Consider the following 16464-nt stretch of genomic DNA (forward strand, 5'->3'; position numbering starts at 1 on the left):
GCCCAAAGACCGTGCTGACCGCGGCATTGCTCGGCGCCTTCGGCATCGCCTATTCCGACGAAAAGGCCTTCAGCGGTCGGCAGCTCTGCCTGCAGCAGTTCGTCGACGCGATCTACAAACTCCGCCCGATCGAGCTGGCCCGCTTCGCCCCGCTGGTCATCGCCAACCGCACCGACCCGGTGGCGGCAGCGCTGCTGGCGCAGTCGGAAGCGTACCTCCTCGCCGACTTCAAGATGATCTTCGACCCCGCCATGCCCGGCCCGGTAGCGCTGGGCGGTGGCATCGCTCCGCACCTCCTCACCCTCCCCGCCGCCGTCTCCGAAGTGATGCGCGCCGCCGGCCACACCCCGGACGTTCGCATCGCCGGCGACGGCTCGGTGGGTGCGGTGGTGCTGGCGCTGCGCGCCATTGGCGAGGCGGTCGATGACACGACAGTCGCAGCGGTAGCGGCGTCGCTCGCGGCAAGGAACGCAACATCGGCGGTGTCGGCTTAGCGGGCGCTGACTGATAGAGACGGCCCCCTCCCGGGCCTCCCCCATGAAGGGGGAGGTGAAGGGTCGAGGTTCTGTTTTCGATCGTGCCAAACGCACCGGCGGGGCACCTCCCCCTTCATGGGGGAGGATGGGAGGGGGGCCGTCTGCTTGCGGCTAATTACGCTCACGCCCACCCGCTTGCCCAACCCATTGTTGTCTGACAGCTTTGCCCAAAACGAGCGAAGCCCGCTTCGCCTTTGGGGGAGGTTCACCATCGTGACTGTCACTATTTCAACCCGTCGCCGCGTCGGGCGCACTGCGCTGGAGCTGCCAGTGTTCGGTTTCGGCGCCGCGCATCTGGGCGAGCTTTACGCCAGACTGGACGAGGCCGAGTCACAGGCGACCCTGGCCGCCGCCTGGGACGCCGGCGTGCGCTTTTACGACACCGCGCCCTGGTATGGCCGCGGCCTCTCCGAGCACCGACTCGGCGGGTTCCTCCGCACCCGGCCGCGTAACGAGTTCATCGTCAACACCAAGGTCGGCCGCATCCTCCACCGCCCTGACGATCCCGCGACGTTCAGCACCGCCCCTTGGGCCGGCGGCCTGCCCTTCGAGGTGGAGTTCAACTACACCCATGATGGGGTGATGCGGGCCTACGAGCAGGTGCTGCAGCGGCTGGCGCTCAACACCGTGGATACCCTGGTGATCCACGACCTCGACACCATGTTCCACACCCCCGAACTGGTGACCGGGTACCTCAAGGAACTGACCGATGGCGGTGGCCTCAAGGCATTGCAGGAGCTGAAGGCCGCCGGCGACATCAAGGCGATCGGCGTCGGCAATAACGTGCCCGGCAACCTCGACGAGATGCTGAGTGCCATCGACGTCGATTTCGCCATTGTCGCCATGCCCTACACCCTGCTCGACCAGGGCGTGCTCGATACCTCGATGCAGCGCTGCCTCGATCGCGGCATCAGCGTCATCATCGGCGCCCCCTTCGCCTCCGGCATCCTGGTCACCGGCTCAGGCGCCGGCGCCATGTACGCCTATGGCAAGGCCCCGCCCGAGGTACAGGCGAAAGTCCGCGGCATCGAGGCGGTGTGTGCGGCGCACAACGTCAGCATGCCGGTCGCGGCACTACAGTTCCCGTTAGCCCACCCGGCGGTGGTCTCGGTGATCCCCGGTGCGGCGAAGGCGTCGGAGGTGCAGGCGAACGTCGCGGCGCTGGCAGTGCAGATCCCGGCCGCGTTCTGGTCGGACCTGAAGGCGCAAGGATTGCTGGCGGCGAACGCGCCGGTGCCCACGAACTGAAGCCGCAGTGACTAGTCCAACTGCCTGATCCGCAGCGCCAGGTACGGCCGGCTTGGCAGTTCCACCCCGAACGCTGCATCCGGCTTCCCACCCCGCACCACCTCGCCGTGCCGCGTCGGATGCGGCACCAGCGCGGCAATTCGCTTGGCCGGCGTCACCGTCATCGCCCAGGTGTCGATCAGGTCGACCTCAAAGTTCCCGTCTTCCCTGGGCAGCCCGGTGGTCCACTGGTTGGGCTGGTGCTCGCCGAAATAGATATAGCTGACCTTGCCGTCGCGCGCCCCCGATATGCGGCTCCATGGCCAGGCGGCATTGTGCCCCATCGGCGTCAGCCCGTCCCTCGCGTCCTCCTCGACGATGGAGCGGAGGAACCCGATGCGCTTCCAGGCTTCGCCATGGAGCTTGCCGCCCTTGGCCCACCAGATCAGGTCGTCGGGGTCGGCATAGGTTTCGCCGTGCCCGGCATAGCCGCCGCGCATCACCGTGGTCCAGAACCGGTGGGTGAGTTCCTGGGCGGTGATATTGCCCCAGCTCGGCCAGATATTGCCTTCGTACTCCGGCTCGTCGTTGACCACGGGCTTGCCATACTGCTCGCGCCATTCCGGGGTGCGCTTCACATCCCAGTTCTGGATGCAGACATGGCTGACCCAGGCCTTGCGATGGTCGAAATTCATCGACTGGTCGCCATTGTGGATCGACTTCAGGTGCCCGTACGGGTCGTTCTCTTCGAGGATGTGGAAATAGCGGTCCCACTGCGCCACCGGCTTGGTGTCGAGCAGGAAATCGTACTCGTTGGCGAGCGCCCACCAGACGTTGGAGTAAGCGCTGAGCCGCGCTGCCAGATAAGCGACGTAGCGGAAATCCTGTTCCGCCGACATGTTCGAGTAGCCCCAGCGGTCATAGGGGTGGAAGATGATGAGATCGGCCTCGATCCCCATGTCGCGGAGTTTCCCGACCTGCCGCTCGAAATGCTGGAACGCTTGTGGATTGGGCCGGTCGAAATCGAGCTTGCCGTCTGCACCCGGGAGATAGACGTCCTGCAGCGGCTCGTTGGTGTTGAACGGATAATCCTTGGGGAACACCCCCATGCGGATCTTGTTGAACTTAGCCTTGCCGAGCGTCTCGAGCGTTTCGGCCTGCATAGCGAGCGGCTGGTGCGTCCAGGCATAGCAGGTGGTGCCGAACGGCACGTAAGGGGTGCCGTCGGCATGAGCGAAGTGGAACTTGTTCTTGACGGCCACCGGCCCGTGCTGACCCGGGCGCGCCGCGGTGACGGCAAAACTGCCGGTCTTGCCGTCGAGCGCAGCGGTCTTGCTCCGCGTGCGGAACGTCCACTCGCCCTCATGGTCCGGCATGAAGCGCACCCGATAGGTGCCGTCGCCATCGTAGAAGCCGGGCACCCGCACTTCGCGCGAATGCTGCGCGAACACCGCATCGAAGCTCACTTCGAGATAGGGGTTGCCGCTGGCCGGGCCGGCAAAGCTGGCTTCGAAAATATCGTACTTGGCGGTCATGGAGAGATCCTCAGTCGATGCGCTTGAACAGCAGCGCCAGATAGGGTTTCGGCTCGAAATGCAGCACGTCGCCGCGCTTGACGCTCGGCGCCAGCGGCGTCTCGGTCATGTTCCAGGTGTCGATCAGCGTGGCGCTGTAGTGCTCGTCGGGCGGCACCGCGACCGTCGCCTCGCTCGGCTGGTTCTCGCCCAGATAGCTCAGGTAGTAGCGGTGCGGTTGCCCGGCGGTCGGCCACCAGGCCATGGCCGGGGCCCAACCTTCCTCGCCCGCCGGCGGCACGAACAGCTGCTGCAGCACCACATTGTCGAGCCCGCCTTGCATGGCGATGCGATAGGCACCGGTGGATTTGATCGGATCGAGCCCCTCGTCGGGCCCCGCCTCCATGATGCGGCGGAGAAAGGCGATGCGCGCAACGCTGTCGCCGATCAGCTTGCCGCCCTTGGCCCACCAGATGGTGTTGGTGTCGTTGTTGAAGGTCTCGCCATGCGTGACATAGCCGCCATTGACCACGCCATCCCAGAACCGGCGCACCATCTTCTGGCCCGAGATATTGCCCCAGAGCTCGGCGATGGTCCCTTCGTAGCAGCACTCGTCGATCGAGACGGGCTTGCCGTATTTCTCGCGCCACACCGCCGACAGGTTGGCACTGGAGCGCTGGATCGAGGCGTGGGTGATGCGCGGATGGTTGTGGTCGTAGAACTTGAAGCAGTTATGCACCGACAGCAGGTGCCCGAAGGGGTCGTTGTCGGCCGTGATGTTGATGAAGCGATCCCAGTCTTGCGGGGTCTTTTGCGGCATTAGGTCGTATTCGTTGGCCATCGACCACCAGACATTGGGGAAGGCCGCGAGCCGCGCCGTCAGATAGCGCAGGTACCGGTCATCCTCGGCCGGCGACATGCGAGAAAAACCCCAGCGGTCATAGGGGTGGAAGACGATCAGGTCGGCTTCGACCCCGATCTCGGCGAGCTGGTTGATGCGCTGCTCGAGATGCTGGAAATAGGTCGGCTCGAACTGGGTGAAGTCGAACGTCCAGCCATATTTGTCGGCTCCGGCAAAGCTGCCGTCCCACTTGCTCTTGCCCGCGGTCACCAGCTTGAACGGATACCGCTCCGGCTCGTTCTCGTTGTAGCGATAGTGCTTGGGGAAGACGCACATGCGGATCTTGGTGAAGGGCGCTGCGGCAAGGCTCGCGAGCGTCTCTTCTTCCAGCGCATCGCCCTGCAGGTTCCACACATAGGCGGTGGTGCCGATATTGGTGTAGCGCGTGCCGTCGGCGTAACGGAAATGGTGCCGGTTGGCGACGCGCACCGGACCGTGATGGTTGGGCAGCGCCGGCCCCACCTCGAACGTGCCGTTGACATGGTCGAGATCAGGCGCATTGCTGCGCGTTTCGTAGCTCCACGCCCCCGTCGTGTCGGGCAGGAAGCGCAGCTTGTAGACCCCGGCCCCGTCATAGAACCCATTGACCCGCACCTCGCGCTCGCCTTGGCGGAAGCTGGCGGTGAGCGTGACGTCGAGGAACGGGTTGCCGGTGGAAGGGCCGGTGAGGCTCAGCTCGTACGTGGCCCAAAGCGAGGCGGCGGTCGTGGTCATCTGCAACAATCCATTGAATTACAAAGTTGAACACTGTCGCTCCCCTCCCCCTTGAGGGGAGGGGTGGGGGGTGGGGGTGGTGCGGTTCAAGAGCCGATGGACCCCCACCCCCAACCCCTCCCCTCAAGGGGGAGGGGAGCAGATCACGCCGCCACCTTCCGCGGCCGCCAGCGGGTTTTCGTGGTCGGGATCGAACTCAGCAGCAACTTGGTGTAGTCGTGCTGAGGGTCGCCCATCACCTGTCGGGCATCGCCGAACTCCACCACCACGCCCTTGTTCATCACCGCCACGTAGTCGGAGATGTAGTAGGCGGTGGCGAGGTCGTGGGTGATGTAGAGAAAGCTCCGGCCGGCCTCGTCGCGCAGCTGCTTGAACAGGTTGATGATGATCATCCGCCGCGACGCGTCGATCATCGACACCGGCTCGTCCGCGACGATCAGCTTCGGCTGCGGGATCAGCGCCCGTGCCACCGAGATGCGCTGCAGCTCGCCGCCCGAGAACTGGTTGGTGTACTTGCCGCGCACCTCGCCATATTTCAGCCCGACGCTGGCGAGCGCCGTGGCCACCGCCGCTTCCGCCTGGGCGCCATCCATGCCGCCGACCCGCCGCGCCGTTTCATGCAGATACGCGTCGACCGGCCGATAGCGGCTGAAGGCCTCGAACGGGTTCTGGAAGATCGGCTGCACCAGCCCGAGAAACTGCTGCTTCGACAGCGTCGTGCCTTTGCCGGTCACCACCGTGTCATAGACGATGGCCCGGCCCGAGCTCGGGGTTTCGAGCCGTAGCAGGGTCTTCGCCAACGTGGTCTTCCCTGAGCCCGATTCCCCGACCACCGCGATCACCACCGGCTTGTCGCTCTCCACCGTGATGTTGACGTCGTTCAGCGCCCTGACCTGCCGCGAGCGCACCAGTCCGCCCTGCCGGTAGACCTTGTTCAGCCCTTCGGTCTTCAGGATCACGGTCATGCCGCTGCTCCCACGCTCTGGCTGGGTCGCGCCATGAAATGCCCCGGCTTCACTTCGATCAGTTCCGGCTCCACCCGATAGGCCCGGTCGCCCCCTGCCCCGGCCATGCTGGCGAGCACGCCGCGCATGCTGTCGTCGCCAATGGTGGGCAGCGAGTCGATCAGCATCTTGGTGTAGGGGTGCTGCGGGTCGGCGAAGACGCTTTCGGTATCGCCATATTCGACCACCCGGCCGGCATACATGATCAGCATCTTGTGGGTGACCTGATAGTGGACGCCCATGTCGTGCGAGACGACGAGGATGGTGTTGCCCATCAGCTCCTGCACTTCCATCAGGAGCAGCAGGATTTCCTTCTGCACCACCACGTCCAGCGCTGTGGTCGGCTCGTCCGCGATGATCAGCTCGGGCTGGAAGAAGGTGGCGAGGGCGATCATCACCCGCTGCCGCATGCCGCCCGACAGCTGGTGCGGGTAGGATTCCATCGCTTCGGCCGGCAGGCCGAGCTTGCCGATATAGGCCCGCGCCCGCTCCAGCACCCGCTTCTTGTTGCTGTCGGTGCCGGGGAAATCGGTGAACTGGTCGCGGATCCGGATCACCGGGTTCAGCGAGTTCATCGAGCTCTGCGGAATGTAGGAGATCGACTTGAACCACTCTCGGCGGATCGTCTGGGTGGTCACTGGCAGCCCGTCGGCGCCCTTCATGCCATATTCGATGCTGCCGCCACTGAGCGACATCGGCGATTGGATATCGCCATAGATCGCCTTCATCAGCGTGGACTTGCCGCAACCGGATTCCCCGGCAATGCCGACGATCGAGCCGTCGGGAATGGTCAGCGTCACGCCGTTGACCGCTTCGATCACCCGGTTGCCGATGCGATAGCTGATCTTGAGGTCGTTGAGCTTGATCATGCGACACCCCGCTTGTTGGCGAATGCGGCGTTGAAGCCGGTCGAGGTCAGGAACAACCCGAGGAAGAGCAGGATCGAGGCGACGATCGGCGCCACCAGCCAGGGGTAATTGCCGGTGAACAGCGCGTTGTAGTTGAGCGCCCAGAAGATGATCGAACCAAGCGTCGGCACCTCGACCTTACTGAGCCCGATCACCGCCAGCGTCGCCTCGGTGTTGACGGCAAAGAGGATGGTGTTGATGAAGCCCACCACCATGTAGGCCGACACGTACGGGAAGATTTCCCTCGTGAGGATGTTGAAGGTGTTGGCGCCCGAGAACCGCGCCATGTTGATGAACTCACGCTCGCGCAGCGACAGCGCCATCGAACGGATGGTGCGGGCGCCCCAGGCCCAGCCGAACACCACGATGATCAGGCCCACGGTGAGGAACGAGCTGTTGCCGCGGATCACTGCGCCGAGGATGATCAGGATCGGCAGCAGCGGGATGGTGATGAAGCTGTCGACCACCAGCATCACCACGCGCTCGTAATTGCCGCCGATATAGCCGGCGCTGAGCCCGACCGCCGTCGAGATGATGGTGACGCCGACGCCGACCAGGACGCCGAGGATCAGCGAGTTGCGGATGGCGAACACCAGGAACCAGAAAATGTCCTGCCCGATGGCGTTGGTGCCGAGCAGGTGCTCCCCCGACATCGGCATGTTCTTCAGATACGTCGCCTGCAGCGACGGATCGGCCGGCGAAAAGAACGGCAACACGATGCTGCCGACGATGAAGATGGTGATCAGGCTCAGCCCGATAGCGAGCCGCGCGTTGAGCAGCCACAGCAAACTGTCGCGGCGCTTGATAGCCGGGGCGGCGGGAATGGCGGCGGCACCAGCCGCCGAGGGGCTCTCGGTCGTCATTTGTGGCGGATCCGCGGGTCGAGGAGGGGATAGATGAGGTCGATGACGAGGCCGGCTGTGGCGACGGCGATGATCGAGATGGCGATGGCGCCGTAGAGCACGTTGTAATCGCCGCCGCTCGCCGCGGTGCGCATGATCAGCCCGACGCCCGGGTAGGAGAACAGCATCTCGGTGAGCAGCGCGCCGTTGAACACCGTGCCCAGCGACAGCGCCAGTGCGGTCACCTGTGGCAGCAAGGTTTCGGAACACGTAGCGCACCATGCGGGTCCAGTTCGAGGTGCCCTTCAGCCGCGCATAGGTGACATAGGGCTCCTCGGTGGTCGCCACCGCCAGCGCCTTCATCGAAAGGATGTTCCAGCCGAACCCGGCCAGCACCAGCGTCAGCGCCGGCAGCAGCGAGTTGTAGATCACCATGCCGAACTTTTGCAGCGTCATCTGCCCGACCGGGAAGGTCGGCGACAGCGGGAAGATAGGAAAGATATAGGCGAGCAGCAGGATCACGCTGATCGCGAGGATGTAATAGGGGATCGGGTAGAGCAGGATGCCGACCACTTCGAGAATGGTCGCCGCCTTCCTGGTGTGGAAATACCCCGCCACCAGCCCGACCATGTTGCCGAGCAGCCAGGCGACCAGCGTCGCGATCAGCAACAGCCCCAGCGTCCAGGGCAGCGCGTTGAAGATCATCTGGCTGACCGGCTGCGGGTAATAGGTGAAGCTCGGCCCGAAATCGAAGTGCAGCACCACCCGCTCGAGATAGCTCACATACTGGCTGAACAGGTTGCCCTTCAGCCCGTAGAGCTGCTCGAGATTGGCGCGCAGCTGGATGATGTCGTCGGCAGTGAGCGCGCCGCTGGCCCGCGCCTGGATCTGGCCGATATAGCCGTCGATCGGGTTGGCCGGCATCAGTCGCGGCAACAGGAAGGTGATCGTCAGCCCGATGAACAGGACCGCGAAATAGAGGCCGACACGCTTGGCCACATATTGCAGGACACCCATTGGCCCACCTGCTCCGAGAACGAGAAAAGGGAATGGGGCGGCCGGGAGGGAGCCGCCCCATCTGGACCGGCGCTTACTTGCCGGTCGGTTCGATGTTGACGATCGTCTTCTTGAACGACGACCACCAGGTGTAGGGCGCCGCGTAGAAGTTCTCCTGCTTGGGATAGTTCTTCCAGTAGGTCGAATTGGTCGGGATCGTCGTCGGGATGTTCATCAGGTTGATGAGCTGCATCCCGCTGGTCAGCTTCTTGGCGATCTCGATGCCGTTGGCGACGAACGGCTCCGAGCCGATCTCGAGGCTCTTGGAATCCTGCACCAGCTTGAAGATCTCCGGGTCGGTGACGCGGACATAGTTGCCCTGCAGCGGCTCGTTGGAGTCGGCCGGCTTGACGAAGGCGTCGCTGAACGAGTTCCAGCTGTTGAACCAGTTGGAATTGTAGGTGCACGAGGTCGACCAGTTGACCATCAGGTCGAGCTTGGCGTTGGTGTTCTGCACCGTGGTGAACTCGCCATTGTCGGCCTGCCGGGCAGTGACGTTGAACCCCGCCTTCTTCCAGCTGTCGGCGATCGAGAAGCCGGTGCGCTGCATCACCTTGTTCCAGTCGGCCGGGATGACGAAGTCGAGCGTCCACGGCGAACCATCGGGCTTGGTGTAAAAGCCGTCTGCGCCCTTCTTGATGCCGACCGAGCCGAGCAGCTTTTCGGCTTGTGCCGGGTCGAACTTCCACCAGCCCTGGCCAAAGCCCTGCTTCACCGCATCGCCGGTCGGCAGGTCCGCTTCCGGAATGCCCTGCGCCTTGAGCGCCGCCACCATGCCGTCGCCGAAGCCGGCGTCGAACGGCTTGTAGCCATCGGAGAGGGTCAGCCCGTTCAGGAATTCCAGCATCGGCTGGTAGAACACCGGATCGGTGATCGGGGTGTCGGCCAGCGGCAGCGCCGACGCCTTGAACTGCCCGCTTACCGCACTGATCGCCACCTGCTGCAGGTTGACGGTGAGCGCCAGCGCCCAGCGCACCTCCGGCAGGTCGTAAGGCGACTTCTGCTGGTTGAAATAGATGCCGTACGAGCAGGCATCGTTCATGTCGTGATAGGGCAGCGTCGGCGAGAAGGTTTCGATCGCCGGGTTGCGCGCCTTGGCGGCGGCAATCGAATCCGGGCTCATGAACGTGTCGACGTCATACTGGTTCTGGACGAACGCCAGGGTGCGCGTCTCTTCGGCGCCGAAATCCTTGTACAGCACGTATTTCGGCTTCGGCGTGCCGAGGTTCCCCCAGCCCGAACGCTGCCAATCGTCACGCAATTCCCACAGCTGCCAGAAGCCGTTGGGGTCGAACTCCTTGATCTTGTAGGGCCCGAGCGTCACCGCATTGGTGTTCTTGTAGGTGACGACATTGTCGCCCTGCCCTTCGAAGATGTGCTTGGGCACCGGCACGAACAGCGAGCCCCAGGTATAGACGCCGAGCACCGTCTGGAAATCGTAGGCCGGGCTGACCGTCTCGATATCCATGGTGTAGTTGTCGACCTTGGACCAGCTGTCCGGCTTCACGTAATTGGTGGTGCGGGCGACGAAGGTCAGCTTGTCCTTGTACTTGAAGGACGTATCGAGCGTGTAGATCAGGTCGTCAACGGTGAACTCGACCCCGTCGCTCCAGAACACGCCGGGGCGGATCTTGATGCGGAACTTGGTGTGCTCGGGGTTGAGCACTTCCACCGGGCCGGCAGCGAGCTCGGGGTAGGACTGGCCGGTGGCCGTATCCATCTCCCACAGAAAGCTCCAGCCCAGCTCGCGGAAGCCGCGCCAGATCGCATACTGATTGAGCGGGTTCTGCACATCGGGGTTGGCCGATTTGCCGTCGAAGGTCTGCACGATCAGCGTCTCGTTGCGGGGCGTGCCCACATCGGTCATTTCCTGCGCGGTGCTGGCGCCTGCCAGCAACAGCCCCGCCAGCGGGGCCAGCACGTATCGGCCAAGCCGTACCATTGTCCGTGTCCTCCTCGTTGCCCTGGATCGCCGCCGGTTTGGGCAGTCGCGTCCGGGATTGAACCTCTCGGTGGTCGGCCATCGCACAGCCGGGCCCGTCAGCCGGCTTCAGGCCGACTGGCTGCATGCCGCCGTGATCGAAGGGCTCCTCACCTGCTCCCCTGCACTCAGGCGCCAACCGGCATCTGAGGCACATCGCAAACAGACGAGTTCTGTCTGTTTCGCTTTGTTTGCGATTAATGAGGATTACGGAGGTATCAGAGGCAAGTCAATGCCGATTCTCACTGGGATCGCCAGCAAGCGGCGCTGATCCGGTCCAGCCCGGCAGCACGTCACAGCGTCCTGCCCCAGCGGTTGACGCTGGAGCAGCGAGACTAAGAGACTGGCAGGTTTAAGCTATTTCAGCGGGCGATGATCAGTTCGATGCCGCGGCGTTCGAACTCGCGGGCATCTTCGTCGCGGATCCCATCATCGGTGATAAACGAGTGAATCACGTCCAAAGTGCCAAGCCGCGTGAACGAAGTGCGGTTGATCTTGGTCGAATCCGCCACCAGGTAGACGTGCTGCGCCGCCTTGATCATCGCCTGCTTGAGCTGCAGGTCGGCAAAGCTCGGATAGGTGAGTCCTGCTTCGAGCGACACGCCGGCCGTGGCGAGGAACAGCTTGCCGGCGAGGATATCGCGGAAATACTCCACCGACTTGTCGCCGCTCAGCGACAGGGTCGGCGCCTTGAACTGGCCACCCGGCATATGCACGGCAAAGCCCGGCACCGCTCCAAGGATCAACGCGATATTGAGCGCATTGGTGATGACAGTCAGTTCGCGCCGCTGCAACAGCCCATGCGCGACCTCGGTTGTGGTCGAGCCGGCATCGAGGATGATGGTTTCGCCATCCCCGACCAGCGCTGCGGCCCGCACCCCGATCCTGCGCTTTTTGTCCATGTTCTCAAGGTGTTGCAGGCTCAGCGTCTCGACCTGCCGGGGCAGCGTCTTGAGGAATGCGCCGCCATGCTCCCTGGTGATGTAGCCGTCGGCCTCCAGCCGCTCGAGATCCTGCCGGATCGTCGCTTCACTGACTTCGAACGCGGCTGAGAGGTCGCGCACCCGGGCGCTGCCCTCTTCTTGCAGCCATTCGAGAATCTTGCGCCGCCGCGGCTCGGCCAACAGCCCGCTCAGCGTGCCAGCGTCGACGCCTGCCTTGCGGTCCTGCCGGCGGATGCTCTTCTGCTCGTTCATCTCTCAGGCGCGCCTTTGCTGACCTCGGGCAAAATACCGTGGCGGTTGGGTTTTCCGCAACCCGCGCACCCCGCTTTCCACTTCGGATATCTAGCGACTATACGCCAAACGAAACCATTCGCAAATTTTCGATAGTGACGAGCGGCAAACAATCGGTTAGTTGTCGCAACAAGATGCATGGGAGGCAGCGGCACAAGCCGGCCTACCCCGAATGCTGGAGGAGGCAGTTTTGACGTTCCCGGCTTCCGCCGAACTTCGCAACGATCCGGTCGCGCTGATCCGCGACAAGGCGTTGTGGATCCGCCGGCGCAGTTTCCAGATGGTCTACGAAGCGCAACTGGGTCACCCCGGCGGCGATTTCAGCGCCGCCGACGTACTGGCGACCCTGTATTTCGGCGTGCTGCGCCACGATCCCGCCGACCCACGCAACCCTGGCCGCGATCGTTTCGTGATGAGCAAGGGCCACTGCACCGGCGCTTTCTATGCCGTATTGGCCGCCGCCGGGTTCTTCCCCGAGGCGCAGCTCAGTACCTACATGCAGCCGCTGTCGATGCTCAACGGCCACCCCAACCGCAACTACCTGCCCGGCGTCGAGACCAATACCGGCCCGCTCGGCCACGGCCTGCCGGTCAGCGTCGGCATCGCCATTGCCGGCCAGATCGACAACGCCGATTTCCGCACTTTCGTGCTCACCGGCGACGGTGAGTTGCAGGAAGGCAGCAACTGGGAAGCGGCGCTCACCGCCGGACATCGGAAGCTCGAGAACCTGACGCTGATCATTGATCGCAACCGGCTGCAGCAGGGCGCCCGCACCGAGGAAACCGCCAGCCTCGACCCGCTCGATGACAAGTGGCGCGCCTTCGGCTGGCATGTCGAAATGGTCGACGGCCACGATCACCGCGCCCTCTACGAGGTGCTGAGCGCCTCCCCCAAGGGCCGCGGCAAGCCGCTCTGCGTCATCGCCAACACCTTTAAAGGCAAGGGCGTCAGCTTCATGCACGACAACGTCGCCTGGCACCACGGCGTGCCCAACAAGGAACAGTACGAGCAAGCCATGCGGGAACTCGCCTGATGAGCGCCGCCGCCCCTGCCCCCGCCGGCTGGCACGATTGCCGCGACACCTTCTCCAAAACCGTCGAGGCGCTGGCCGAAGCCGATCCGCGCATCGTCACCGTGGTGAGCGACAGCGTCGGCTCGTCCAAGCTGGTCAATTTCCGCAAGCGCTGGCCAGAGCGCATGGTCAATGTCGGCATTGCCGAGCAGACCGTGGTGGCAGTGGGCGCCGGCCTCGCCAATGGCGGCAAAATCCCCTTCGTTTCGGCCGCCGCCTGCTTCCTCACCGCCCGGGCGATGGAGCAGATCAAGGCCGATATCGCCTATACCAATGTCAACGTGAAGCTGATCGGCCAGTCGAGCGGCGTCGCCTATGGCGAGCTCGGCCCCACCCACCATTCCATCGAGGACATGGCCTGGCTGCGGCTGCTCAACAACCTGACGCTGATCGTCCCCTCCGACCCCTGGGAAACCGAACAGGCGATCCGCGCCGCGGCAGCACTCGATGGCCCGGTGTTCATCCGGGTCAGCCGCATGCCGGTGCCCGACCTCAAGCGCTCCAACGCGAAGTTCGAGATCGGCAAGGCCGAGACGCTGCGCGACGGCGACGATCTCGCCATCATCGCCAATGGCGTGATGGTGCACCGGGCCCTCGCCGCTGCCGAAGCCCTCGCCGCCGACGGCATCGCGGCGCGCGTCATCAATATGTCGACGGTCAACCCGCTCGACGAGGCGACCATTCTCGCGGCGGCGAAGACCGGCGCCGTCGTCACCGTCGAAGAGCACTCGGTGCGCGGTGGCCTCGGCGGTGCGGTGGCCGAAGTGCTGGCGACGCACGATCCGGTGCCGATGCGCATTCTCGGCTTCCCCGGCTTCCTGCCCACCGGCTCGGCCGACTGGCTGCTCGAGCATTTCCACTTGAACGCCGCCGGCATTGCCGACGCGGCGCGCCAGGTTCTCACGCGCAAATGAGCAACGGGCTGATCCTCGCCATCGACCAGGGCACCACCAACACCAAAGCCCTGGCGTTCGACGCCGAGGGCCGGGTGGTGGCCAGCGCCTCGGTGCCGATGCCGGTCAGCTATCCGCAGCCCGGCTGGGCCGAGCAATCGGCGACCGACATCTGGCAGAGCGTCGCGCAGGTGATCGCCGAGGTCGTCGCCAAGGTCGGGCCCGACATGGACGCCCTGGCGATTTCCAACCAGCGCGAAACCATCGTCGTCTGGGACAGCCGCACCGGCCAGCCCATCGCCCCGGCCATCCTCTGGCAATGCCGCCGCTCCGCCCCCGACGGCGCCGCCATCCGCGCCGCCGGGCATGCCGAGCTGATCGAAACCCGCACCGGGCTCGGCGTCGATCCGCTGTTCCCGGCAGCCAAGCTTGCCTGGATCCTCGACCATGTCTCGGGCGCCCGCGAGGCGGCCGCCACGGGCCATTTGCGCGCTGGCACCATTGACGCCTGGCTATTGTGGAACCTCACCGGCGGCGAGCACGCCACCGACCATTCCAACGCCTCGCGCACCCAGCTGTTCAACACCGAGGCTCTGGCCTGGGACGAAGAGCTTGGGCGTATCTTCAACGTGCCGCTCGCGCTGCTGCCGAAAGTCCGTCCCTCGGACAGCGCCTTCGGCACCGTGGCCGCGGGTGTTTCCGCCCTCGCTGCCGGCACACCCGTCCACGCCATGATCGGCGACTCGCACGCGGCTTTGTTCGGCCACGGCGTGCGCGAACCGGGGACGGTGAAGGCGACCTACGGCACCGGCACGTCGCTGATGACGCTGACCGCGGCCCGCATCATGAGCCGCAGCGGCCTCTCCTCGACCATCGCCTGGAGCACCAGCGCCGGCGTCGCCTATGCGCTCGAGGGCAATATCTCGGTCTCCGGCCAGGCCGTCGCCTTCATGGGGAGCCTGCTCGGCATTGCCGATCCCGCGGCCGTCGCCGCACTGGCCGCCACCGTGCCCGACAGCAATGGCGTCACCTTCGTGCCGGCCCTGGTCGGGCTTGGCGCGCCCTATTGGGATCCGGACGCCCGCGGCAGCATCTCGGGCCTGGCGCTGGGCACCACCCCGGCGCATCTGGCGCGCGCCGCCGTCGAGGCTATCGCCTTCCAAGTGACAGACGTCTTCACTGCCATGGAGACCGACCTCGGCCAGCCGCTGGCCCGGCTCTCCGCCGATGGCGGCGCGGCGCGCAACGACATGCTGATGCAGTTCCAGGCCGACCTGATCGATCGCCCGGTGCTGCGCGGCGAGCTGCCCGAAGTCAGCGCCGCCGGCGCCGCCCTGCTCGCCGCCACCGGCCTCGGCCGCAACACCACCCGCGCCAGCAAGGCGCAACGCCAATTCACCCCGCAAATGTCCGACGCGAGCCGCAAAGCAGCGCTCTCGGGCTGGCTGAGCGGCGTCGGCCGCGTGCTGCAGCGGGACCAGATCACCTGAACCAACCGCCCAGGGCGGAGCAACGAACGAGGGAGAACAACAAGATGAGCAAGCTGCGCTTCGGAGCCGGCATCTGGCACTTTGCCACCTATGTCGATCGCTACGCCACCGACGGCTATGGCGAGCCTCGCAACGTCATCGAAGCCATCGATCTCGCCGGCAAGGTGCGCGATCTCAGCGTCGTCGACATCAACTACCCGTTCTTCGGCGGCGAGTTCAGCAACGCTCAGATCAAGACGGCGCTCGAGCGCAACAAGCTCGGCGTCATCGGCATCACCCCCGAGATCTATACCCGCGAGTTCAGGAAGGGCGCCTTCACCAACCCCGACCCCGGCATCCGCCAGCGCGCCCACGAACTGATCACCGAAGCTGCCGGCGTGGTGCGGGATTTCGGCGCCGAATACGTCAAGCTGTGGCCCGGCCAGGACGGCTGGGATTATCCGTTCCAGGTCGACCACGGCGCGCTGTGGAAGAACTCGCTCGATGGCGTCGGCCGGCTCGCCTCAGAGAATCCCGACCTCAAATTCGTCATCGAATACAAGCCGCGCGAACCGCGCGTGCATATGAGCTTTGACTCGCTGGCGCGGACGCTGCTCGGCATCGAGAAGATCGGCCTCCCCAATGTCGGCATCCTGCTCGATTTTGGCCACGCTATCTTCGGCGGCGAATCCGCGGCGGACTCGGCGCAGATGGCGATCGATTACGGCCGGCTGTTCGGCATGGACGTCAACGACAATTACCGCTCCTGGGACGATGACCTGGTGGCCGGCAGCCTCCACCCGATCGAGCTGTTCGAGTTCTTCCATGTCCTGCGCAAGAACAAGTGGGACGGCGTCTGGCAACTCGACCAGTTCCCGTTCCGCGAAGACAGCGTCGCCACCGCCGACCACGCCATCGACTTCCTCAAGGCGGTCGATCGCGGGCTGGAAGCGCTGGATCTGAAGGCGTTGCGCAAGGCCCAGGAAGACCACGACGCCATCACCGCACTGCGCATTGCGCAGAAAGCGTTGTTCGGGGCGTTTTAGGGAGCCCGGCCTCTCCGTGATCCTCCCCCGCGTGGCGGGGGAGGGGGACCGCCGAAGGCGGTGGAG

13 protein-coding genes are annotated in these 16464 nt (G+C 64.8%); 6 read left to right on the plus strand and 7 right to left on the minus strand.

Features of this window, described 5'->3' with window-relative positions; all coding sequences use genetic code 11:
• Together VW23_RS28820 and VW23_RS02730 are read left to right on the plus strand one after the other, a co-directional pair.
• On the plus strand, nt 1–494 hold a 494-nt coding region (locus VW23_RS28820; RefSeq protein ID WP_201788004.1), incomplete at its 5' end, for a hypothetical protein.
• A 255-nt stretch (nt 495–749) separates the two neighbouring features.
• The gene (locus VW23_RS02730; protein ID WP_069908060.1) at nt 750–1784 is read left to right on the plus strand and encodes an aldo/keto reductase; all 1035 of its coding nucleotides are present in this window, start codon (nt 750–752) and stop codon (nt 1782–1784) included.
• An 11-nt stretch (nt 1785–1795) separates the two neighbouring features.
• Here the strand turns inward: VW23_RS02730 and VW23_RS02735 are convergent, their stop codons facing one another.
• The 7 genes from VW23_RS02735 to VW23_RS02765 all read right to left on the minus strand — a co-directional run bounded on the left by VW23_RS02735 (nt 1796) and on the right by VW23_RS02765 (nt 11879).
• A complete protein-coding gene (locus VW23_RS02735) occupies nt 1796–3298 on the minus strand; it encodes a DUF5060 domain-containing protein (RefSeq protein ID WP_069908061.1) in 1503 nt (500 codons plus the stop codon).
• Between the two features lie 10 nt (nt 3299–3308).
• On the minus strand, nt 3309–4892 hold the full coding sequence (locus VW23_RS02740; RefSeq protein ID WP_069908062.1) for a DUF5060 domain-containing protein: 1584 nt from the start codon (nt 4890–4892) through the stop codon (nt 3309–3311).
• A gap of 143 nt (nt 4893–5035) precedes the next feature.
• The gene (locus VW23_RS02745) at nt 5036–5857 is read right to left on the minus strand and encodes an ABC transporter ATP-binding protein (RefSeq protein ID WP_069908063.1); all 822 of its coding nucleotides are present in this window, start codon (nt 5855–5857) and stop codon (nt 5036–5038) included.
• Entirely contained in the window at nt 5854–6765 is a 912-nt protein-coding gene (locus VW23_RS02750) for an ABC transporter ATP-binding protein (protein ID WP_069908064.1), read from the minus strand. The genes VW23_RS02745 and VW23_RS02750 overlap by 4 nt, the downstream gene beginning before the upstream one ends.
• The gene (locus VW23_RS28110) at nt 6762–8663 is read right to left on the minus strand and encodes an ABC transporter permease subunit (protein ID WP_084645457.1); all 1902 of its coding nucleotides are present in this window, start codon (nt 8661–8663) and stop codon (nt 6762–6764) included. Before VW23_RS28110 ends, VW23_RS02750 begins: the two co-directional genes overlap by 4 nt.
• A 73-nt stretch (nt 8664–8736) precedes the next feature.
• Nucleotides 8737–10644 (minus strand): ABC transporter substrate-binding protein, encoded by a 1908-nt coding sequence (locus VW23_RS02760; protein ID WP_069908065.1) that lies wholly within the window; start codon nt 10642–10644, stop codon nt 8737–8739.
• A 401-nt stretch (nt 10645–11045) separates the two neighbouring features.
• Entirely contained in the window at nt 11046–11879 is an 834-nt protein-coding gene (locus VW23_RS02765) for a DeoR/GlpR family DNA-binding transcription regulator (RefSeq protein WP_176730312.1), read from the minus strand.
• A 319-nt stretch (nt 11880–12198) separates the two neighbouring features.
• Between VW23_RS02765 and VW23_RS02770 the strand changes: the two genes are divergently transcribed.
• From VW23_RS02770 to VW23_RS02785, 4 genes are read left to right on the plus strand one after another with little or no spacing between them, the layout of a single operon-like run.
• Nucleotides 12199–12951 carry a transketolase gene (locus VW23_RS02770; RefSeq protein ID WP_244513352.1) on the plus strand — a complete coding sequence of 251 codons (753 nt, stop codon included), beginning with the start codon at nt 12199–12201 and terminating at the stop codon, nt 12949–12951.
• Nucleotides 12951–13904: a transketolase family protein gene (locus VW23_RS02775; protein ID WP_069908067.1), complete on the plus strand. Its 954-nt coding sequence runs from the start codon at nt 12951–12953 to the stop codon at nt 13902–13904. Before VW23_RS02770 ends, VW23_RS02775 begins: the two co-directional genes overlap by 1 nt.
• Entirely contained in the window at nt 13901–15373 is a 1473-nt protein-coding gene (locus VW23_RS02780; protein WP_069908068.1) for an FGGY family carbohydrate kinase, read from the plus strand. The genes VW23_RS02775 and VW23_RS02780 overlap by 4 nt, the downstream gene beginning before the upstream one ends.
• A gap of 44 nt (nt 15374–15417) precedes the next feature.
• The gene (locus VW23_RS02785; protein ID WP_069908069.1) at nt 15418–16398 is read left to right on the plus strand and encodes a sugar phosphate isomerase/epimerase family protein; all 981 of its coding nucleotides are present in this window, start codon (nt 15418–15420) and stop codon (nt 16396–16398) included.
• Nucleotides 16399–16464: the final 66 nt, after the last annotated feature.

The sequence above is a fragment of the Devosia insulae DS-56 genome (genome assembly GCF_000970465.2).
GTDB lineage: Bacteria > Pseudomonadota > Alphaproteobacteria > Rhizobiales > Devosiaceae > Devosia_A > Devosia_A insulae.

Coding starts and splice junctions, on each gene's coding strand:
- VW23_RS02735 (WP_069908061.1), bottom strand. CDS start 3,298: ATGACCGCCAAGTACGATATTTTCGAAGCCAGCTTTGCCGGCCCGGCC.
- VW23_RS02740 (WP_069908062.1), bottom strand. CDS start 4,892: ATGACCACGACCGCCGCCTCGCTTTGGGCCACGTACGAGCTGAGCCTC.
- VW23_RS02745 (WP_069908063.1), bottom strand. CDS start 5,857: ATGACCGTGATCCTGAAGACCGAAGGGCTGAACAAGGTCTACCGGCAG.
- VW23_RS02750 (WP_069908064.1), bottom strand. CDS start 6,765: ATGATCAAGCTCAACGACCTCAAGATCAGCTATCGCATCGGCAACCGG.
- VW23_RS28110 (WP_084645457.1), bottom strand. CDS start 8,663: ATGGGTGTCCTGCAATATGTGGCCAAGCGTGTCGGCCTCTATTTCGCG.
- VW23_RS02760 (WP_069908065.1), bottom strand. CDS start 10,644: ATGGTACGGCTTGGCCGATACGTGCTGGCCCCGCTGGCGGGGCTGTTG.
- VW23_RS02765 (WP_176730312.1), bottom strand. CDS start 11,879: ATGAACGAGCAGAAGAGCATCCGCCGGCAGGACCGCAAGGCAGGCGTC.
- VW23_RS02770 (WP_244513352.1), top strand. CDS start 12,199: ATGGTCTACGAAGCGCAACTGGGTCACCCCGGCGGCGATTTCAGCGCC.
- VW23_RS02775 (WP_069908067.1), top strand. CDS start 12,951: ATGAGCGCCGCCGCCCCTGCCCCCGCCGGCTGGCACGATTGCCGCGAC.
- VW23_RS02780 (WP_069908068.1), top strand. CDS start 13,901: ATGAGCAACGGGCTGATCCTCGCCATCGACCAGGGCACCACCAACACC.
- VW23_RS02785 (WP_069908069.1), top strand. CDS start 15,418: ATGAGCAAGCTGCGCTTCGGAGCCGGCATCTGGCACTTTGCCACCTAT.